Here is a 21,374-nt window from a genome sequence, read left to right as displayed (position 1 = left end):
ACTGGAATACTGTACATATATACAGATTTCGTGATGCTCCCTACCTATGCCCAATCCAGACTCTACCCTTACCCAGAGCGGCTTCTCGAAGAAAAATGCTGATCGAGCTATTTGCCTGATCGACTGCAATTCTTTCTACGCCAGCTGCGAGAGAGTCTTCAGACCCGATTTGGCCAAGACCCCCATCGTCGTGCTCAGCAACAACGACGGCTGCGTGATTGCCCGATCGTATGACGCCAAACCGTTCGTGAAGATGGGCGAGCCCTATTTCCAGGTGAAGGACAAGCTGCGCCGGCACGGCATCATGGCGTTCAGCAGCAACTATGCGCTGTACGGCGACATGAGCGAACGCATCATGACCTTGATTGAATCGATGGTGCCGGCGAGCGAGGTCTACAGCATCGACGAGTGCTTTGCAGACCTCACCGGCATTCAGGAAAACCTCACCCAGTTCGGGCGAACGGTGCGCTCAAGGGTCCTGCGGTGCACCGGCATCCCGGTAGGCGTGGGCATTGCCGGCACCAAGACCCTCGCCAAGCTGGCCAACCATACGGCGAAACGGTTGCTGGCGCAGACGGGTGGGGTAGTGGACATCACCGACCCGTTCAAACGTGATTGGGTGTTGCGCAATACCGAAGTGCAAGAGGTGTGGGGGATTGGCCGGCGGATGACGGCTCACCTCGAGGCGATGGGCATACGCACGGCGATGGACTTGGCCAAGGCCGACGCCTGGACGCTTCGGCAAAAATTCAGCGTGGTGGTGGAAAAGACCGCCCGCGAGCTGGCCGGCACGCCCTGCCTTGAACTGGACGAGGCCGCGCCGCCGAAGCAGGAAATCTGCTGCAGCCGAATGTTCGGCACCCGCCTGACCGAGCTCGCGCCGATCAAGCAGGCGGTCGCCACCTACGTGGGGCGCGCCGCGGAAAAACTTCGGGCCCAGCATTCAGTCTGCAAGCGCATGCGCGTGAGCATCCGCACCGGGATGTTCAATCCGGACGAGGCGCATCACGCCCAGGGCGTGATGGTCGAGTTGCCTTATCCCACCTGCGACACGCTGCTGATGACCCGGCTTGCGACCGAAGCGGTGGCGCGGCTATTCCGGCCGGGTTTCCGTTACAGCAAGGCCGAAGTGCTGCTCATGGACCTGCGACAGCCGGGTGAGTTTTCAGAGGACCTGTTTGCGCTCAAGCAGTCGGTGGCCTGTGACCGGCTGATGCAAGTGATGGATGACATCAACCAGCGTTGGGGTCGCGGGACCATGCGGGCTGCCAGCGTGCCCGTGGCACCGGACTGGGGGATGAGGAGGGAGATGATGAGCCAGTCCTACACCACGCGAATCGATCAGTTGTGGACGGTCAAATGTTGAGCGTTTGCGTCCGGGGGTAAGCCCCGCCTCCGTGAAGGAGGCGGGGCGGTGGGCTACTGGATCAGCAACGGTGTCGTGCGCACAGTGCCAAGCGAGGATCGGATCGTGACCGTTGGGTTGGCGCTCGGCACCACGGTCGTGGTGGTGGTCGAGAGCCGCCAGCGGCCGCTGACCGGGACTGTAGCGGTGCCCACCGTGACCAGCCCGTTGGCGGTTGTGACCTGAACGGTGAGGGTGTTGCCGACCACCGCGGAGGAAGTCCCGGACAGGTCCCAGGTGTAGCGGTCATTGGCGCGCGCCCGTGCCACGGCGCTGGTCACCACCAGGTTCTCCTGCGTGACCTGCGGTGTGACCTGCACGGTGACGGTGGCCGGTGCCGAGAGTGTGCCGAACGCATCCCGGACCTGGTAGGTGAAGGTGGTGGTAAAGGCCGCGGTGACATTCTGCGGTGCGGTGTAGGTCACCACGGTGCCGTCAGTACTGACGCTGCCCTGGCCAGCCGCCGGCTGGGTCAGGAGGAGTACGGTCAAGGGCGTGCTGCCGGCGTCGTTGAGCAACACATTGAGCGTCAGCGTTCCACCTTGGCTGGCGGCGGTGTCGTTAGTGGCGACCGGTGCCGGGTTCGGGGTCACGTTGACCGTGACGGTTGCCGGTTCCGAATCGAGGCCTTTGCTGTCCCTGGCGATGTAGCTGAAGGTCGCCTGCAGCGGGGCATTGGTGGCCGGTGGCGTGTAGGTCAGGCTGGTGGTGCCATTGAGCGCCACCGTGCCCTGGCCGGCCGCTGGCGGTACGAAGCTGCCGATGGTTAGCGGCGTGTTGTTGTCGGGGTCGCTGTCATTGGCCAGCACGTTGAGGGTGATCGGTACACCCGCGTTGGTGCTGACGGTATCCGCCACGGCCAGCGGTTTCTGGTTTTCGGCAGGGACATCGACGATGCCGGCGACGGTCACCGGTTCGCTGTCCGAGCCGCCGGCAGCCGACTTGACCGTAACGCTTTCCGGTGGCTGGGTCAGATCATTGACCACCAGCGTTCCGTCTGCTGGCAGAGGCCCGTATCCCTGGGCGACGAGGCCAGGATTAAGGACTTTGTCACTGGAGCTGGCGGTGATGGTCAGGCGGTGATTGTCCGGGTCGTATCGAGCCGTACTGACCTTCACCACATCGACAGGCGTGCGTGATACCGAGGTGGGTTTGGTCGCGCCACCCAGTTCGCTGGCTGTCAGCACCACCACGGAGGGCGGCGCGGCGGGGGTGGCGAAGGTGGTGTAGAAGTAGCCGTTGTTGTCCGTCAGCAGATTCGCGTTGGGCAGGCACGGTCCCGGTGGTGTGCCGGTGAGGGTGAGGGTGGTGCGGTAGCACACCGTCGATGCAGCCGGGGTCTGTGCCTGGGTACCGCTGTTGGTACGGAACGAGTCGGCAAAGATTTCGACCTGCGAGCCACTGCTGTCACGCTGGTAGGTGATGCGCTCCACTTCCACCGGCGTCTGGGTGCGGTCGTCGTAGATCTTGCCGGAGATAGCGAACACATCGGTGCGCAGTGTGCCCGCGGGGCCGGAGATCTCCAGATAGTTCTGCGGGTTACCTTGGGCATCGAGGATCGGGCTGCCGCGCACCACGTCCGCAAGGTTCGGGTCGCCGACGAACTTCTCCTGCAGGCCGGTTTCCGGGTTGGTCTCGGTGAAGTAGCGGGCGATTTCCAGGCCGGCTTCATTGGTCAGGCTATTGGGGGCCGTCGCGCTGTACAGGAACGGCCCGAGGGCGCCCTGCAGCGCCCCCGAGTAGTTGAGCGTGGCAATGCCGATATCACTGGTGTCGTTGATCGCCCGCCGCCCTGGCGTGGCAACCACGTACACCTTGGTACCGTACGGATGGCGCACGGTGTACATGCCCGCGGTAGGCACTGCGGCGCGGATACGGATGCGGGCGAAGTTGTGCTGTTCGCCATCGACGATCTCGCCTTCGCCGGCCACCGCTTCCAGGGCAGCAACGTACTGCTCGATGCCGAAGGTTCGGTCACCGACGCTGCCGTCAGCGGTGAACCAGAAGCTTTCACCTGGCCAGTTGTTGGGGAAGATGATGGGCTCGGCGGGGTTGAAGCCGCCTTCGGCCGGAATGGTGCACATGTAGCCGGGGGCTGCTGCGGTGCCCGGCGCGCGGGAGCTGACTGTCTTGGACAGGCAGAGCTCAAGCTTCACAGTGTTGAAGTCCTGATACCACATGGGGAACCGGCCGGTGGCGAGGGTGTAGGGCCCCGGGTCGAAACTCTGCAGCGCGGCGTTGGCACCGCCCACCATGGCGATGGACAGGCTCAGTGTGTTGAAGATGAAGCGTGGCCACTTGTTCATGTTAGCTCCTGGCGCTTGATCCGAATTCGGATGGGTCACTGGACGATGACCACTTCTTCTGTATCGCTGCCGCCGTTCGCCGACGTCACCCGAATGGTCGCTGGCGGAACTGTGCCGGCGTTAGGCGACAGGGACTTGTCGGCGCCGCCGGACAGTTCACCGATCAGCGCGCCACTGCGTCCGGCGTAGGCGGTCAGGTTGGGCGGCGTGATGCGGTCGCTGGTCGAGGCCTCGATGGTCAGTCGCCCGCTGCTGCGGCTGTATTCGGCGCGGCGGATGGTGACCAGATCGGTCAGGTGCACCGGCACGGTGGTTGGCGCATGGAGGGTAGGGATCGCCAGGTGGTTGTCGACAGTCACTTGCAGGACCGCCGGCAGCGACGGGTCGACTGTCGACTGGCCATACCAGCTTCCGGTCGAGTTGGCTTCGGTCATGGTCACGGAAGTGCCCGCGCTGTCCAGGAAGTTGGCCGTACCGGGAGGCGGAGGGGCCATGGTGAAGACATCCTGGTGCGCGACCACGCCACCGGACGTGCTGCCCCTTGAGTAGGTGGCACGCTGGACCAGTGCCGGGGCGGGGAGATCCACGGCGCTGAGCTTGCCGGAAACGGAGAATGTATCGCTGCGCGTATCGATGCCGTTAGGGCCCTGGACACGCAGATAGTTGGTGTTGAAGGGGCTGCCAGTGACTGGCTCCTCCAGACTCGGGTCGCCGATGTAGGTCTCCTGCTGGCCGGTTTCCGGGTTGGTCTCGGTATAAGGGCCATTGAGGCTGCGCAGGAACGGTCCGATGTCGCCCTTCAGCGCGCCGGAATAATCGCCGGATGGGCCGATGCCGATATCGCGGGTCATGTTGATTGCCCGGGTGCCGCCGGTGTCGGCGAACTCTTCGGGCGTGACGTTGAACACGTCGACGCCATAGGGGTGGGTGACGGTGTAGACGCCGGCTGCGGGGACATCCACCCGAATGCGAATACGGGCGAAGCTCAGTTGGTGGCCGTCAGCGACCTCGCCGTTGAACGCGGCTTCGATGGCCGCGACATAGGTCAGGTCGATGCCGCTGGCGGCGTCGGTAATGGCGCCGTCCGCGGCGAACCAGAAGGTTTCATCTGGATAGTTGGTAGGGAAGACGATGGGCTGGGTGTCATCGAATTCCCCTGGTGCCGGGTTGAGCACGCACATGTAGGCAGGCGCCCCGGGCGTGGGTGCTGTGCGCGAGCTGACGGCCTTGCTCAGGCACAGGTCAAGGGTTCGGCCATGGGTGTCTTGATACCAGGCGGCGTAACCCGTCTTGTTTCCGCTATCGAGGGGGTAGGGGCGTTCTCCGGGGACACCCGGGTCTACGGCGTAGAGACCTGCCTGCGCCGTCCCGCCACTCAATGACGCAAGCAGGATAGAACTTGCCAGTAGGGTCAATCTGTTTTGCATGATTCAGTCCTCTGGATATGACGCAGGCTGGGTGGTGCAGCTCGGTCGAAAGGTTCTGAATCGGCATCAGCAACGATCGTGCCTGTTTAATTCTCAAAAAGTCGTGGGCGCGATATCGCCAGCGAAATACTTGAATCGAAATTAGTTGGGGTGAGGTCTGTCTGGGCATGGGTTACCGCTGTGTTAAAGCGGTTCGCGTTATTCAGTGAGCAATGAATATTCCTGGTGTTTCCTGCTGCAGTGGTGTCGCTCGATCCTCAATTTTTATTGAATGGAAGAGGGGCCGGCGGGTTCTCGAATGGAAGTTTGTGTTTGTCGAAACAGACGCTAATGGGGGAATTCGCCCAGTGGTGGGGAACTTTGCTCTTGGCGGGGAGTGGCGCCGTCAAGCCTCGCAAGCGTTTCACCGGTGATACTGCAGGCAATACAATTCCGATTTTTTCTAATCGATGGCGCTTGTGTGACAGTTATTCGCGCGCGCGTGCATTCCTGGTTTTCGTACATAATTTGAAACAAGTTTGGGGGAGCAGGGGAGTTAGTGGGGGCAAGTATCCTTCCCCCTTATCAGTGGCAACTTCGCAACTGGTTGAATTCAAACTTGATTTATTTTGGCGCGATATTTGCGGGCTCGAAGGTCAGCCATGTTTGTGCTGACTTGGAGGCCCGCCCAAATGACCTGCGCACACTTGCACGCTCAAATCGATCTTGATCGCCTACGTTGCTGGTTGAGGAGGCCGCAAGGATTGGCGTTGCTTGCCGGCGTATGGCTCGCGGGGGGTGAGCTGGCCGAAGCGGCAGTGCAGTGCCAGCGCACCTTGGTGGCCAATGTCGTGGCCATGGACCAGCCGTTGATGTTCAACCGGCTCGGTGCGCATAACCCCAACGGCATGATGTATGCCCTGCGCGGGGATGTGGTGGACACCAACGGGGTGTTGATCACCCAAGGCGGTAGCGCCACACCCGGTCAGGTCACCTTGCGCCCGGACAAGCGCCCGCGCCCATTGGTACTGCGGGTTGCCGCCGGAGACTGTTTGACGGTCAATCTGCAGAACCTGCTGGCCTTCCAGGCCAACCCCAATGGCCAGGGCAACGATCACGAGAACGCCGCCAACGGCGAGTTGCATGTCGACGCTCAAGTCGCTGACCGTCATGTGGGTTTCCAGGTCAACGGCTTACAGGCATTTGGATCGATCAACGATATTTCCGCCAACAGCGGACGTAACGACAACACCTTGCTGGCGCCCGGACAAAGCCGTACCTACACCCTCTACGCCGAACGCGAAGGCACTTTCGCGGCGACCAGCTACGGCGCCACCTTCGGCAGCGAGGGCTCGTCCGGCAACGTCGGCAACGGCCTGTTCGGCCAGGTGGTGGTGCTGCCCAAAGGTGGGCGGGCCTATCACAACACGGTCACCGAAGAAGAGATGCGCCTGGCCACGCGCGGGCGAACCCCGGCCGGCCAGCCCATCATCGACTACCAGGCGCGCTACCCGGTGCTCGAACCCTGGATCGCAGAAGGCAAGGCCGGCAAACCGATTCTGAGCATGGTCGACGGCAGCGAGATCATTGCCAGCAATGCCGACGCCGTGATCATGGGGCCCAATGCCGATGGCAGTTTCCCACCGACCACCTATCCCCTTGAAAGCCAGGGCAAGCGTAACCCCAGCCTGCCCAATCGCCTGGAGCCGTTCCGCGATTTCGCGGCGGTGTTCCACGACCAGTCTGCTGTTGTCCAGGCGTTTCCAGGGTTCTGGGGCGATCCTGTGTTCGGCCAGATGCTCGATCCGGCTCGCGACGCCTTCATGGTCAACTACGGTTCCGGTGGCATGGGCGCCGAGGTCATCGCCAACCGGGTGGGTGTCGGCCCGATGCATGATTGCTTGTCCTGCGCCTATGAAGAATTCTTCCTCAGCGCACACACCACCGGCGATATCGCAATGCAGGTGGACGTGCCGGCCAACGTTGGACTCGAGATGCTGGCGCCCGGTCAGGTACCGCCCGCCGACCGTGTCGGTATCAAGGCCAGCATGGCGCTGTATCCGGCCGAGCCTTCCAACGTCGCCCACAGCTACCTGGGCGATGCGGTGAAGTTTCGCAATATCAGCGTGGGTTACGAGCAACACGTGTTCCACCTGCACGGTCACCAGTGGTTGTTCAACCCCAACGATGACAACTCCGACTACATGGATGCGCAGGGCGTCGGCCCAGGCTCCGGTTACACCTATGAGATCGCCCATGGTGGGTCCGGCAACCGCAACCGGGTGGCCGGCGATGCGATCTATCACTGCCATTTCTACCCGCATTTCGCCCAAGGCATGTGGGCCATGTGGCGCATCCATGATGTGTTCGAAGAGGGCACGCGCCTGGCGGTCACCCAGGCGGGCAACAACAACTTCCATGCGCAGCCGTTTGCCCTGCGCAGTGGCTTGCCGGCCTCGGGCGCCCGGGCCTTGCCCGATGGTGAGATCGTCGCCGGCACGCCCATTCCTGCGATCGTGCCCTTGCCGGGCAAGGCCCTGCCGCCGATGCCAGGCAAGGTGGTGGTGATTCCTAAAATGGGCGGTGAAACGCTGGCCGCAGGCCAGGAGCCGGGTGACGACAGCAAAGCGCCGGCTGCGCCGCGCGTCGTAGGCTCGCTGGCCCTGGTCGATCGCAGTGAAGCCAACCGCAACGCCGATGGCACCCTGAAAAATCCGGGCTTCCCGTTCTGGATCGGCGGCATTGAAAGCACCGTCGGCCAACGTCCGCCCACGCCACCTCTGGACATGCTCGACGCGCAAAAGGCCACGGCCTTGAAGGACAGCGGCAAGGCATTGTGGGCGGCGCTGGATCCGGCTCAGGCCGGTGGTTGGGATGGCGGCCTGCCACGTCATGGCCTGGATGGCTGGGCGGCGGGCGGTGAGGCGCACGTGACCACCAGTCTGCTGGACATGAGCAAGGGCCTGGGGCGCGCCAAACCGGTGTACTTCCCCGAGGAGGGCACCGAGGTCGAACAGTCGGCCATGGCCTTCCACGCCAAGCCAGCGCATGCCAGCTTCGCCGTGCTGCCCAATGGCCAAACGCTGCCGCGCGACTTCCTGACCAACGGAGCGCCGCCCGTGGCGGGTGCGCCGTTTTTCGAGCCGTGCATGGACGACCGGCAAAAACGCCTGACCCGCAGTGCCGGCACCGGCAATTTCAACAGTGGTGAGCGTCTCGATGCCCAGTCGTTCACCGGCGCCTCGCCGTTCAGTGCCGATCACCCACGGGTCTACAAAGGCGCCAATATCCAGTTCGACGCCGTGTTCAACAAGATCGGCTATCACTTCCCGCAAACCCGCATCCTCACCCTGTGGGAGGATGCGTGGCCGGTGATCAACAAACAGCGCCCACCTGAACCGTTGGTGATGCGCATGAACACCTTCGACTGCACCATGTACCAGCACACCAACCTGGTGCCTTCAGTCTACGAACTCGACGATTACCAGGTGCGTACGCCAACCGACGTCATCGGCCAGCATATCCACTTGCCCAAGTGGGACCTGACGGCCGCCGACGGCTCGGCCAATGGATGGAACTACGAGGATGGCGTGCTCTCGCCGTCCACCGTGGTCGAACGCATCCACGCCATTCGCCGGTTCAACGATTGCCGGGACGGCGATCCACGCGAAGGCACCGAGGATTGCCCCGTGGCCAAGCAGCACCCTTACTTCGGGCGATTCAATCGCGCGGACTGGCTGGGGGCGCGCACCACCCTGCAACGCTGGTTCGCCGACCCAGTGGTGAACGTGCACAACATCGACCGTGGCCTGGGCAATATCTTTACCCACGATCACCTTGGCCCTTCGACCCATCAGCAAGTGGGCATGTACGCCACCGTGCTGGCCGAGCCTGCCGGTTCCAAGTGGTACCACGCCGAAACCGGCGAGGCCTTGTATAACGGCGGCGGGCGCCAGGACGGCGGCCCGACTTCCTGGCAAGCCGTGATCGAGACCGGGGATCTCAACGGTGACAACAAGAACGACAGTTACCGCGAGTTCTTCCTCGAGTTCAGCGACTTCCAGCACGCCTATGAAGCCGGTGTCTACGTCGGCGCGGGCCCCGATGGTATTCCCGATGCGCAAGCCTTCCCGGCCACGGCGGACAGCTTCCGCTACGCCATCAACCCGCCTGGGCGCAAGGCGGCCGCCAACCTGCTGGAGTCTGTCGTGGAAGCTGCCAGTGGCCAACTGCTGACGTGTCCGACGCGGCCGTGCCCGCAAGCGATCTCGGCGTCGGACCCTGGCATCTTCGTCGTCAACTATCGGCATGAGCCCCTGGGTCTGCGCGTCTACGACCCGAACAAGGTGGCGCCAGACGGCAAGCCGGGCATGCAGGCCGATGGTCTGGCCGGTGACCTGGCCCATGCCCTGCAAAGCCGTACCGACCGGGCGATCCCTGCACTCAACCTGGCCCCCAGCGCGATCACCACGGCGACCGGCCCCACCGGCGGGGTCACGGTATTGCCCAGACATATCAACCGGGGCGACTTGCCGGGCGATCCGTTCACGCCGATGTTACGCACCTATACCGGCGACAACGTGCGCCTGCGGGTCAATGCCGGCGGCCACGAAGAGGAGCACAACCTGACGTTGCACGGCGTGAAGTGGCTGCATTCGGGCAGCGGCTTCGGCAATAGCTCCAACACCGGTTGGAAGGCGTCGCAGATGGTGGCGATTTCCGAGCAGCTCGGCTTCATGGCACCGGTAGCGATGATGTCCAGTGCGGCCAGCGATACCGGCGATTACCTGTACTCCATGGATGCTTCCCTGGAGGGCTACTGGAGTGGCCTGTGGGGCATCATGCGCAACTATTCGCTCAGCCGCAGTGACCTGTTCCCGCTGCCCAACAACCCAAGGCCGGTGGCCGCGCGCAACACGGTCAACTTCAATGGCGTGTGTCCGCGCGTCACCCCCAATCCGAATGGTGTCGGCAACCGCACGACGGTGCAGCGCAACTATGAGGTGGTTGCAGCGCTGGCCAACGATATCCTCGCCAACCCGTTGGGGCTGACCATCGGCGACCCGGCAGGTGCCGGCCAGCATGTCGGTGGCCCGCTCAACACGGTCGGTGGCACCCTGGTCTACAACCCAAGGCCGGTGACGGTGCCGCAGGTGACGATCTTCGACCCTGAAGATGGCGAGACTTTCACCATTGGCGGGCAGTCCGGCCCTCTGCACGACCCGACGGCCATCCTGTATGTGCGCAAGGCCGATCTGGACCCGGTCACTGGCAAGCTCAAGCCCGGGGTGCCCGTCGAGCCGCTGGTACTGCGCGCCGCCGCCGGCGATTGCATCAACATCACCCTGGAGAATCGCCTGCCCTTGATGATGCCGGACCTGCCGAACCACGCGGTGATGCAAGGCACGGTCAAGCGTGACCGTTCCAGTGCGCAAGGCTCGACCACGTTCAACAACAACCTGATGCGACCCTCCAGCCACGTTGGCCTGCACGCCCAGTTGCTGACCTACGACGTGAGCAAGTCGGATGGCTTCAACGTCGGCAGCAACCCGGTGCAGACAGTGGCGCCCCGGGCAGGCAACACGGGGGCCTGGCCAACCCGCACCTATCAGTACTATGCCGGGCACCTGGAGCGCGCCGGTCAGCCGGTGGCGTCGCAATTGGGGCGCAACGTCGACATGATCGAGGCGACCCCCATCGAGTTCGGTGGCCTCAACCTGATGCCGGCCGACCCGATCAAGCAACCGCAAAAAGGCCTGGTGGCGGCCATGTCGGTGACGCCAGCGGGCGCCACCTGGCAAGAGGATGCCGCGTCCAGAGCGTCGGCTACGGTGCAGGCACCGGGCGCCAGCCCTTACCGCGACTTCATCACGGTCTGGCAGAAGTCCCTGAACATGCGCTGGGCCAACGGCTTGCCCGTGGAGAACATGTCGTCCGAAGGGCCGGGCATTCCCAACGACCCGAAAGACAACTCGGACATGGCCATCAACTACAAGAGCGAGCCCCTGTGGTACCGATTCGCCCGTGCGCCCAACGCACCGTTTGGCCAGGCGGGTGGCAATGGCCTGGGCGCAGTCCCGAACGCCCACATGGCCTACAGCAATACCTTGGTCGGTGGCGACCCGGTCACGCCGATACTGCGCGTCAAGCCCGGGCAGCCGTTCCGCACCCACGTGCTGATGCCTTCGGGCGGCAGCCGTGGCGCGACCTTCCAGCTCGACGGCCATGTCTGGGCGTTCAACCCGTTCCAGGCCGAAAGGGTCGACCTGTGGGGCTACCCCATGAAAGACGCGGGAATCGGTTCGGTGCGCTTTGGCTACAACCCCATGGCCATGTACATCGGCGCTCAGGAAAGCGTACTGCCGGCGGCGCACTTCAGCTTCATGTTCCCCAGTGCCGGCGGCGCCAACGCGATACCTGGCGACTACCTGTACCGGGACTATGCGGCATTCGGCAATCTGGGCGGCATGTGGGGGCTGCTGCGTGTCAGCGATGAGCCTGTACCGACCAACGCGCAGTAAAGGGTTGCTTGACGAGGAGGGGCTGCAAAGCAGCCCCACGGTGGGGATGTCGTGCAACTGCGGTGACGACTCCTCACGGGCCTTGGGTGCTTTGGACAAGTTCAGTTACAAACATGTAAGTTTCGTAAATAAGATTTAAACTCATTTGAGAATCACTATATTCACCATCCCTGTTGGCCCCCAAACACTGTTTGCGAGGCCGGTGGGCGAGGGCTCCCGGCTTGCGGCAGGGATGTGCCTTTTCGCTCATGATTCGCAGGAGATGTATCGATGCAGTGCAGAACCTCACCCAACAGCCTGGCCCTGGCCTTCGTTGCCCTGGCATCGCCGGCCATGCTGGCGAACGCCGCCGAAGCTGACGAGCAGCGCGCCGGTGAGGTGCTGGAAGTACCGGCGGCCGACAACGCGCTGGTGATCCAGGACACCCTGGTCACCGCCGAGCGCGAGGCGCGCCAGGCGCTGGGCTCGTCGATCATCACCGCAGAAGACATCAAGCGCCGGCCACCGGCCAACGACCTGTCGGACATCATCCGCCGCGAACCTGGGGTCAACCTGACCGGCAACAGCGCCAGCGGTGCACGCGGCAACAACCGGCAGATCGACCTGCGCGGCATGGGCCCGGAAAACACCTTGATCCTCATCGATGGCAAGCCATCCAGCGCCCGCAACGCCGTGCGCTATGGCTGGAACGGCGACCGCGACACCCGCGGCGAAACCAACTGGGTGCCGGCCGAGGCGGTCGAGCGCATCGAGATCCTCCGTGGCCCGGCGGCGGCGCGCTACGGCTCCGGTGCCATGGGCGGGGTGGTCAACATCATCACCAAGCGCCCAACCGACGAATTCAAGGGCAACCTCAATTTCTATACGCAATTGCCCGAAGACAATGCCGAGGGCGCCAGCCGCCGGGCCAACTTCAACCTCAGCGGCGGGCTCACCGACAACCTTGGTTTCCGCCTGTTCGGTGGCCTGGCCAAGACCGACGCCGACGCCCTGGACATCAACGCCGACCACGCCAACAGCGCGCTGGTCGCCGGCCGTGAAGGCGTGCGCAACAAGGACATCAATGGCCTGCTGAGCTGGAAGCTCAACGACGAGCACCGCCTCGAAGCCAGTGCCGGCTACAGCCGCCAGGGCAACATCTATGCCGGCGACACCATGAACAGCAACGGCGGCAGCGACGTCGAGCTGATTTCCAGCCTGTATGGCCATGAAACCAACGTCATGCAGCGCAGCACCTATGACCTGACGCACCTGGGCGACTTCACCTGGGGCACCAGCAAGAGCACCCTGGCTTACGAATACGTGCGCAACTGGCGCCTCAACGAGGGCCTGGCCGGCGGTCCGGAAGGTGCGATCAACGACAGCGGCGCCGCGATGTCGCGGCTGCGCAATACCCGCCTGAGCAGCGAAGTGAACCTGCCGTTCGCCATGGACAGCACCGAGCATGTGCTGACCCTGGGCGGCGAGTACCTGTACGAGTCGCTCAACGACCAGGGCTCGTTCCGTCCGCAGAGCTTCGACCCGAGTGGCTCCGGGAACAACGCGATCATCGGCTTCGACCGCAGCGACTCGAAGATGACCGCGAAAAGCTACGCGCTGTTCGTCGAGGACAACATCATCCTCGGTGACACCACCGTCACCCCGGGCCTGCGCTTCGACCACCACGAGACCTTCGGCGACAACTTCAGCCCGAGCCTCAACCTGTCGCACAAGCTCACCGAAGCGCTGACGTTCAAGGGCGGTATCGCCCGTGCCTACAAGGTGCCGAACCTGTACCAGTCCAACCCCAACTACCTGCTCTACAGCCGTGGCCAAGGCTGCAGCGTGCAGCAGGGCAACTCAGGCGGCTGCTACCTGCAGGGCAACGCCGACCTCGAGCCGGAGATCAGCGTCAACAAGGAGATCGGCCTGCAGTACGACCGTGGCACCTGGCGTACCAGTGCGACCTACTTCCGTAACGACTACCAGAACAAGATCATCGGTGGCACCGATGTGCTCTACACCATCAACAACGGGCGCCGCGTGACCCAGTGGGAAAATGCCGGCGAGGCGCGGGTGGAAGGGATCGAAGGCAACCTGTTCGTCGAGCTGAGCCCGGTGCTGGACTGGAATACCAACCTGACCTGGATGCTCGACAACGACAACCGCGAGACCGGCGAGCCGCTGTCGGTGATCCCCGAGTACACGGTCAACACGACCCTCGACTGGCGCGCCACCGACAAGCTGTCGTTCCAGATCGCCGGCACCTACTACGGCAAACAGAAGTCGCCGAGCTACAACTACCGCACCCAGGAAAACTACGACATCGAGGCGCAGCAGGATGTCGAGGCCTATGGGCTGGTGGATGTGAGTGCCGGGTACAGGTTCAACGCCAACTATGACGTGCGGGTGGGGGTGAACAACGTGTTCGACAAGCAGATCTACCGGGGGGGCAATGCCAGTAGCTCGGGGGCCAATACCTATAACCAGCCGGGGCGGGCTCTGTTTGCTTCGCTGAATATCTCCTTTTGAGCCTTGGGGCCGCTTTGCGGCCCTATCGCGACACAAGGCCGCTCCTACACGCCCCTGTAGGAGCGGCCTTGTGTCGCGATAGGGCTGCAAAGCAGCCCCAGATGCCACCACAACCTCAAGGACTCTCTCATGAGCAAAGTCCCCGCCTGGCTGCAGATCCTCTCCCGCAGCAGCGCCGCACTGCTCGGCGGCTATGCCTTCAGCTACGCCGCAACAGCCTGCCTGGCCCGGCTGCTGCCACTGTCACCCAGCGACGCCGTGATCGTCGCCACCCTGCCAACCTTCATCTTCTACACCCTGGCCATCCTCTGGGCCTTCGCCAGCCGCGACGCCCTGCGCGCCTGGGCGCCGCTGGCCGTGGCCGCACCCCTGGCGCTGGTCGGCTTCTGGCCCCAGGCCCTGGAGTGGCTGGCATGAAGAACACCTTCACGCAATCGATGGCCTGGCTGCATACCTGGGCCGGGCTGATTTTCGGCTGGCTGCTGTTCGCCATCTTCGTCACCGGCACCCTGGCGGTGTTCGACAAAGAGCTCAACCACTGGATGCAGCCAGAGATCCCGGCCACACCGGTGTCCCAAGCGGCAGCCGCGCAACGCGCCATCGCCTACCTGCAGGTCCATGAGCCGCAGGCCGGTAACTGGGGCGTCAGCCTGCCGACCGAGCGCTCGCCCGGGTTGCGCGTCTCCACCGGCGATCGGCGCCATGGCGGCGGGGTGCAACTCGACCCGGGCACCGGCGAGGCCATCGCGGTACGCGACAGCGTGGGCGGCAACTTCTTCTTCCGCTTTCACTTCACCCTCGACCTGCCGCGCAACTGGGGCATCTTCGTCGTCGGTGCGTTGGCCCTGGTGATGCTCGCGGCGCTGGTCACCGGCATCGTCATCCACAAGAAGATCTTCAAGGAGTTCTTCACCTTCCGGCCCAACAAGGGCCAGCGCTCCTGGCTGGACTTCCACAACGCCAGTGCGGTGCTGTTGCTGCCATTCCACCTGATGATCACCTACACCGGGCTGGTCATCTTCATGCTCATCTACATCCCGGCCGGGGTCGATGCGTTGTTCGCCGGAGACAACCGCGCCTACTTCCAGGCCCAGGGCAACCCTCGCCTGGAGCAACCACGGGGCTTGAGCAAACAGCCCGCCGAGATGGTCGACGTGGCGCCGCTGCTGGCCCAGGCCGAGGCGCGTTTGGGGCCGATCGCCGGGTTCAATATCCGCAATCCCAACACCGCCGGGGCACGCATCGAGATCCGCCCCGAACTGGGCAACCGCATTGCGCTGTCCAAGGGCCAGGCCATGGTCTTCGACGGGGTCAGCGGGCAGTTGCTCAGCGACGTCAGCGAGTGGCGTGCGGCACCCCTGACCCAGCGGGTCATGGTCGGCCTGCACTTCGCCCAGTTCGGCGGCTACCCGATGCGCTGGCTGTATTTCGTCTGCGGCGTGATCAGCTGCGTGATGATCGCCAGCGGTCTGGTGCTGTTCTGCGTCAAGCGCGGGCGCAAATACGCCGCTGCCCAGGTGCCGGGGCATCGTTGGTATCGGTTGGCCGAGGTGTGCAACGTGGGCTTCGTCGCCGGGCTGCTGCTGGCCTGCGTCGGCCTGCTGTGGGCCAGCCGGCTGCTGCCGGTCGAGCTGGCCGGTCGGGGAGCTTGGGAGGTACGCGCGTTCTTCGGTCTGTGGCTGCTGGCGCTGTTGCATGCGGGCATCCGGCCTGCGCGACAGGCGTGGGTCGAGCAACTGGGGTTGGCGGCGCTGCTGTGCATCGGCCTGGTCGCTTTCGGCGGGCTGGATGATGGCCTGCGTCTGGGTGTGGCGGCGTGCGCGCTGGTGCTGGGAGTGCTGCTGGGCCTGGTGGCGTGGCGCGTTCAGCGTGCGCAACCGACCGCGCGCAAGGTCAGGGCAGGTCGACGTGTGGAGGTTGAAGCATGATGTGGCTGGTCGCAGGGGGAGCGCTGTTCGCCTATGCCGGAATGCTCGGGTTGTGCCAAGGGCTGGAACGGCACTACAAGCACGTATGGCATCACGCCTGCCCGGTGGCCCTGGGCAAGGTATTGCGCGGGGTGGGGTGGCTGGCGCTGCTGGCCAGCCTGTGGCTTTGCGCCCAGGCCTGGGGCTGGGCGATGGGGCCGGTGGCGTGGTTCGCGATGCTATCGCTGGCGGGGCTGCTGCTGGTCATGCTGTTGCCCTACTGGCCACGGCTGGCGGTGGGACTGGTAGCGGCGCTGCCAGTATGGGGCCTATTGCAGTGGATCAGTTGATTCGCACCGGGTTGAGCACACGGCATTGCCCCAGCCAGCGTTCGAAACATTCGAAGGTGTCGACTGCCGCCCGCACGGTGGCAGCCTGCGCCGCCGGGGCGGTCGATGCCTGGCCAAGGCGGTCGAGGAAGTCACGCCAGTAGCGGCCAGTCAGGGCGCCGTAGACATCGAGAAAACCCGCACCGCTGGTGGGCCCCAGACCCAGGCGCTCGGCCATTGCCCGCTTGAGTACCTGACCGCCCAAGGTCGAGCCTTCCAGCACGTACATCACGCCCAGGGCGCTGGCTTCGTCACGGATCGCCGGCAAGGCCTGGCATACGGGCAGGGTGTCGATTTCACGGGCGCTCAGCTTCAGGGCCTGGAGGTCCTGGGTGAGTGCGGGCGTCTTGGCGCGCAGGGGGTCCTGATACGCGCCCAGGCACGCTTCGAGCGGTGCGTGGAAACCGTAATAGGCTTGCAGCAAGCGGCTGTAGGCGGCGGTGTTAAAGCCGGGATCGAAGAACGGCAGGCGCGCTTCGAGCGACTGGTGGCAGGCAAGGGTTCCCTCGCGAAGGGCGAGCAGTAACGGGCTGGGGCTGGGGCTGGCAGGCATCGGATCGGCTCTGGTGGCATTTCGCCTAGGTTGGAGTGTCGATCATAGCCTGGCGTTCCTTCCGGGCCGCCGTCAGAACGCCAGTTTGTAGCCGATCAGCAGCAGCATCGTGGCCAGGCACGGCCGCAGCACGCGGTCGGAAATGCGCCCGGTGAGGTGGCTGCCCAGGTAGATGCCGGGCAGCGAGCCGAGCAGCAGGTAGCCCAGCAGCGACCAGTCCATGTTGCCCATGCCGGCGTGGCCCAGGCCCGCCACCAGGGTCAGGGGCACGGCGTGGGCGATTTCGGTGCCGACCAGGCGGCGGGTAGCCAGGAACGGGTAGAGCAGGAACAGCGCCACGGTACCCAGCGCGCCGGCACCGATCGAGGTGAGGGTGACCATCACTCCCAGCACCACGCCGGTGAGCACGGTGAGGATGTTCAGGTTGCGATCGCTGAGGTGGTAGTGGTCACCGGCATGGCGGTTGGCGAACGCCTGCAGGCGCGACTTGAACAGGATCGCCAGCGCGGTGAGGATCAGCACCACGGCCAGGCCCTGCTTGATGACGGCGTTGAGCGCCGAGGTATCGGTGTGCAGGGTGGTGAGGAACCACAGGGTGAGTGCCGCCGCGGGCACGCTGCCCAGGCTGAGCAGGCCGGTGATCTTCCAGTCGATGTTCTTGTTGCGGCCATGCACCCAGACGCCGCTGGCCTTGGTGATGGCGGCATAGAGCAGGTCGGTGCCCACGGCGGTGGCGGGGTTGATACCGAACCAGAGCAGGATTGGCGTCATCAGCGAACCGCCACCCACGCCGGTCATGCCGACGATGAAACCCACCACCAGTCCGGCGAGGGTGAAACCGAAAGAACCTACATCCATACGCTACTCGACTGCCCAGCTTTGCCCGTGATCGGATGGACGCCAGCATATAGGGAGTTTTTTATAGCCAAATAGACTTGTTCGTTATTAGGTTATAACCCACTGCCGATCAACGGTCGGTCATCACCACCATCACATGGGCATCGCCACCGTCTTCGCTTTCCGACAGGTAGATGTGCCCCACCTGGCTGTCGAAGTACGCCGTCTCTTGCGGGCCGATGCGCACGGCTTCACCGGTTTCGAACTCGATGCGCACACGCCCGCTCAGCACTACCGCGAACTCCTGCCCGGGGTGGCGGATGAAATCGTCGAACTGGCCGCGTTCGCGCGCGATGATGCGGGCATAGGCGGGGGTCATGCGGCGTTCGGGAAAGGCCCCGGCGAGCGGGTGGTAGTCGTAGGTGCCGGTGGAATAGCCCGCCGCCGCGGGCAAGGAATCGACCACCACGGTCACCGGCACTGGGGCGCTCACCGGCCCGCTGGCGCGAAACAGCTGGGCGATGTCGACATTCAGCGCCCGCGCCGCGGCGGCGAGTTTTTCGTAGCCCACCGAGACCTGCGCCAGCTCCATTTTCGACAGGGTCGAGACCGGTACACCACTGAGCGCGGACAATTGCTTGAGGGTCAGCTGGCGGGCCTTGCGCACCTGGCGCAGGCGCCCGCCGACCTCGGCGCGATCGAGCAGGGGCAGGGCATCGGGGCGGCCTGTGGCGGCAGGGCGGTCATCGGGCATTCGCGGCTCTCGGTATACGGCAAAGGTCGCGCATCTTACCTTGCGCCCTTGCACATTTCGAAATTCTCATATATTAGAATTCTCATAAATGATAATTGCCTGGCAGGAGTGTGCATGACCCCGATCTACGACACCTTGATCATTGGCGCCGGTATTGCCGGCGCCTCCCTGGGCTACCGCCTGGCGGGCCAGCGCCAGGTGCTGCTGCTGGAGCGTGAAACGCAGCCGGGTTACCACTCGACCGGGCGTTCCGCGGCGATGTTCATGGAGGCTTACGGCACCCCGCAGATCCAGGCCGTGACCCGGGCCAGCCGGGCGTTCTACGAAACGCCGCCGGCAGGTTTCTGCGAACATCCGTTGCTGGAGCCGCGTGGCTGCCTGTATGTCGCCAGTCATGAACAAGGTGAGCTACTCGCAGACACGTACGCGCAAAACCTGGCCAACGGCACCGAGGTCAGCCTGCTGGACCGTGATGCCGCCCTGGCCCTGGTGCCCAGCCTGCGCGACGACGTCATCGCAGGTGCCGTGCATGAACCGGGTGCCATGGACCTCGATGTGCACGCGCTGCACCAAGGCTTCCTGCGCGGCTACCGCGCCGCTGGCGGTGAGTTGCGCTGCAATGCCGAGTTGCACAAGGCCCAATACCAGGACGGGCTGTGGCAGGTGACGCTGGCCGATGGCAGCCACCTGCAGGCACGCCAACTGATCAATGCCGCGGGAGCCTGGGCCGACCGTGTGGCCGTGCAGTGTGGCGTGGCACCGATCGGCCTGCAGCCGTGCCGGCGCAGCGCCTTTACCTTCCCCGGCCCGGCCGATCAGGATTTTGCCCACTGGCCGGCGGTGATCGGTGTCGACGAAAGCTTCTACTTCAAGCCGGACGCCGGCCAACTGCTGGGCTCCCCGGCCAACGCCGACCCGGTCGAGCCGCAGGACGCCGCACCCGAGGAGCTCGATATCGCCCTCGGCATCTACAACATCGAAGCCATGACCACCTTGGCGATTCGACGCCCGAGCCACAGCTGGGCCGGCCTGCGCTCCTTTGTCGCCGATGGCGACCTGGTGATCGGCTTCGATGCGCAGATGCCGGCGTTCTTCTGGCTGGCGGCGCAAGGCGGCTATGGTATCCAGTCGGCAGCCGGTGCTTCGCGCCTGGCCGCCGACCTGCTGCTCGGGCAACCACTGTGCCCGAGCCTGATCGCCCAGGGGGTGGCGCCCGAGCGCCTGTCCCCGGCACGTTTCCAGTCATCCTGAAAGGAGCTTCCCATGAGCAACGACATCCAGCGTTTCCCCAGCAGCCTGCCATTTCCGTTCTCGCGTGCCGTGAAGGCCGGCGGCTTCCTGTTCCTCTCCGGGCAGGTGCCGATGAGTGCCGGCGGCGAGGTGGTGCGCGGTGATATCCAGACCCAGACCCGCGCCGCCTGCGAGCGTATTGCCGAGAGCCTGGAGGCGTGCGGCGCGCGCTTCGATCAGGTGGTCAAGGTGACCGTGTGGCTGTCCGACATGGCCCACTTCGCCGGTTTCAACGAGGTCTACAAAACCTTCTTCGGCGCTGCGTTGCCGGTGCGTTCGACCGTCGCTTCGGCGCTGGCGCTGGGGGTGGATGTGGAAATCGAAGTGCAAGCGTATGTCGGCGAGCGCTGAGTAGAACCCTTTCGCGGGCTTGCCCGCGACAGGACCTTGGCGCGCACAACAACAATAACCTGAGGTTCACATGCAAGAGCAACTGAAGATCGCCGGGGCCTTCGTCGGCGTGATCGTGGGAGCGGGCTTCGCGTCCGGGCGGGAATTGCTGTTGTTCTTCGTCGATTTTGGCCTCTGGGGCCTGGTCGGTGCGCTGGTCAGCGCCGCCTTGTTCACTTTCCTCGGCATGGCCCTGGCCGGGCTTGGCAACCGCCAGCGCGCGACCTCGCACAAAGATGTGATCCAGGCTATCTGTGGGCGTCACCTGGGCCTGTTCGTCGACTGGCTGATCACCTTCTTCATGTTCGCTGTGACCGTGGTCATGCTGGCTGGCGGCGGTGCCTTGCTGGAGCAGCAGTTCGGTATTGCGGCGCTGACCGGCAGTGTGCTGGTGACCCTGCTGGTGGTGGGCATCGTGTGCCTGGACGTGCGCAAGGTGATCGTCGCCATCGGCGCCATCACGCCGCTGCTGATCCTGGTGGCCTCGGCCATCGCGCTGTACGCCGTGTTCACCCGGGGGCAGAGTTTCGCCATGCTCGATCAACTGGCCAGTCAGCAGCAGGCCGGTACGCGCCACTGGTTGCTGGGGGCGTTTCTGTATGTGTCGTACAACATCGTCGCGGGTGCGCCGATCCTGGCGATTCTGGGCGGCTCGGCCAAGGGCGAGAAAACGGCGGTGTGGGGCGGCTTGCTGGGCGGCGCGGCACTGGGTGGGCTGATGCTGGTGATGAGCGCCGGGTTGCTGTCGCGCCTGGACAGCGTCGCCGATTTGCCGATGCCGATGCTGTCGATCGCCAATGAGGTGTCACCGCTGTTGGGGCTGGTGATGTGCCTGATCATCTTCGGGATGATCGTCAACACGGCGGTGGGTACCTTGTTTTCGTTCTTGTCGCGGCTGTTGCCGGCGGGCACGGCGAAGTTCCGCTGGGGCTCGGTGGTGACGGGGGCGGCGGCGTTTGTCTGCAGCCTGGTGGGGTTCATCAGCCTGGTGGGTGAGGTGTATCCGCTGTTCGGGTACCTGGGGTTCGTGCTGATGGCGGCGGTGTTGCTGGCCTGGGCGCGGCGGGGTAGGCAGGGGAAAGCGGTGGTGGCATAGGGGCTGCTG

The 21,374-nt window shown here is 64.3% G+C and carries 14 protein-coding genes; 9 read left to right on the top strand and 5 right to left on the bottom strand.

Annotated elements, in window-relative coordinates:
* The first annotated feature begins 46 nt into the window (after positions 1 to 46).
* Positions 47 to 1,366, top strand: a complete 1,320-nt coding sequence (locus ACIPZG_RS22705; protein WP_400717079.1) for a Y-family DNA polymerase — start codon at positions 47 to 49, stop codon at positions 1,364 to 1,366.
* A gap of 53 nt (positions 1,367 to 1,419) precedes the next feature.
* Here the strand turns inward: ACIPZG_RS22705 and ACIPZG_RS22700 are convergent, their stop codons facing one another.
* Positions 1,420 to 3,711 (bottom strand): Ig-like domain-containing protein, encoded by a 2,292-nt coding sequence (locus ACIPZG_RS22700; RefSeq protein WP_400717077.1) that lies wholly within the window; start codon positions 3,709 to 3,711, stop codon positions 1,420 to 1,422.
* Positions 3,712 to 3,746: 35 nt separating this feature from the next.
* Positions 3,747 to 5,138: a hypothetical protein gene (locus tag ACIPZG_RS22695; RefSeq protein ID WP_400717075.1), complete on the bottom strand. Its 1,392-nt coding sequence runs from the start codon at positions 5,136 to 5,138 to the stop codon at positions 3,747 to 3,749.
* A 671-nt stretch (positions 5,139 to 5,809) separates the two neighbouring features.
* Here ACIPZG_RS22695 and mnxG point away from each other — a divergent pair.
* The 5 genes from mnxG to ACIPZG_RS22670 all read left to right on the top strand — a co-directional run bounded on the left by mnxG (position 5,810) and on the right by ACIPZG_RS22670 (position 16,406).
* Positions 5,810 to 11,638, top strand: a complete 5,829-nt coding sequence (gene mnxG, locus ACIPZG_RS22690; RefSeq protein ID WP_400717072.1) for a manganese-oxidizing multicopper oxidase MnxG — start codon at positions 5,810 to 5,812, stop codon at positions 11,636 to 11,638.
* A 270-nt stretch (positions 11,639 to 11,908) separates the two neighbouring features.
* Complete coding sequence (locus tag ACIPZG_RS22685) at positions 11,909 to 14,149, top strand: TonB-dependent siderophore receptor (RefSeq protein ID WP_400717070.1); 2,241 nt, start codon at positions 11,909 to 11,911, stop codon at positions 14,147 to 14,149.
* Positions 14,150 to 14,278: 129 nt separating this feature from the next.
* Positions 14,279 to 14,566, top strand: a complete 288-nt coding sequence (locus ACIPZG_RS22680; protein WP_400717067.1) for an iron transporter — start codon at positions 14,279 to 14,281, stop codon at positions 14,564 to 14,566.
* Positions 14,563 to 16,077, top strand: coding sequence for a PepSY-associated TM helix domain-containing protein (locus tag ACIPZG_RS22675; protein ID WP_400717064.1), 1,515 nt, complete (start codon positions 14,563 to 14,565; stop codon positions 16,075 to 16,077). Before ACIPZG_RS22680 ends, ACIPZG_RS22675 begins: the two co-directional genes overlap by 4 nt.
* Entirely contained in the window at positions 16,074 to 16,406 is a 333-nt protein-coding gene (locus tag ACIPZG_RS22670) for a DUF3325 domain-containing protein (protein WP_400717062.1), read from the top strand. Before ACIPZG_RS22675 ends, ACIPZG_RS22670 begins: the two co-directional genes overlap by 4 nt.
* Here ACIPZG_RS22670 and ACIPZG_RS22665 read toward each other — a convergent pair.
* From ACIPZG_RS22665 to ACIPZG_RS22655, 3 genes are all read right to left on the bottom strand, one after another.
* Positions 16,399 to 16,998, bottom strand: a complete 600-nt coding sequence (locus tag ACIPZG_RS22665) for a biliverdin-producing heme oxygenase (RefSeq protein ID WP_400717060.1) — start codon at positions 16,996 to 16,998, stop codon at positions 16,399 to 16,401. The genes ACIPZG_RS22670 and ACIPZG_RS22665 overlap by 8 nt on opposite strands.
* Positions 16,999 to 17,070: 72 nt before the next feature.
* Positions 17,071 to 17,856 carry a sulfite exporter TauE/SafE family protein gene (locus tag ACIPZG_RS22660; protein WP_400717058.1) on the bottom strand — a complete coding sequence of 262 codons (786 nt, stop codon included), beginning with the start codon at positions 17,854 to 17,856 and terminating at the stop codon, positions 17,071 to 17,073.
* Between the two features lie 109 nt (positions 17,857 to 17,965).
* Complete coding sequence (locus ACIPZG_RS22655) at positions 17,966 to 18,589, bottom strand: helix-turn-helix domain-containing protein (RefSeq protein ID WP_008099831.1); 624 nt, start codon at positions 18,587 to 18,589, stop codon at positions 17,966 to 17,968.
* Positions 18,590 to 18,703: 114 nt separating this feature from the next.
* On the opposite strand from ACIPZG_RS22655, the gene ACIPZG_RS22650 reads away from it, so the two are divergent.
* The 3 genes from ACIPZG_RS22650 to ACIPZG_RS22640 all read left to right on the top strand — a co-directional run bounded on the left by ACIPZG_RS22650 (position 18,704) and on the right by ACIPZG_RS22640 (position 21,365).
* Complete coding sequence (locus tag ACIPZG_RS22650) at positions 18,704 to 19,840, top strand: NAD(P)/FAD-dependent oxidoreductase (RefSeq protein ID WP_400717056.1); 1,137 nt, start codon at positions 18,704 to 18,706, stop codon at positions 19,838 to 19,840.
* A gap of 12 nt (positions 19,841 to 19,852) precedes the next feature.
* The gene (locus ACIPZG_RS22645) at positions 19,853 to 20,230 is read left to right on the top strand and encodes a RidA family protein (RefSeq protein ID WP_400717054.1); all 378 of its coding nucleotides are present in this window, start codon (positions 19,853 to 19,855) and stop codon (positions 20,228 to 20,230) included.
* A gap of 70 nt (positions 20,231 to 20,300) precedes the next feature.
* Positions 20,301 to 21,365 carry a hypothetical protein gene (locus ACIPZG_RS22640; protein WP_400717052.1) on the top strand — a complete coding sequence of 355 codons (1,065 nt, stop codon included), beginning with the start codon at positions 20,301 to 20,303 and terminating at the stop codon, positions 21,363 to 21,365.
* Positions 21,366 to 21,374: the final 9 nt, after the last annotated feature.

Source organism: Pseudomonas sp. NPDC089395, from assembly GCF_044749525.1.
Taxonomy (GTDB): Bacteria; Pseudomonadota; Gammaproteobacteria; order Pseudomonadales; family Pseudomonadaceae; genus Aquipseudomonas.
This window is presented reverse-complemented; position numbering and strand designations above follow the sequence as displayed.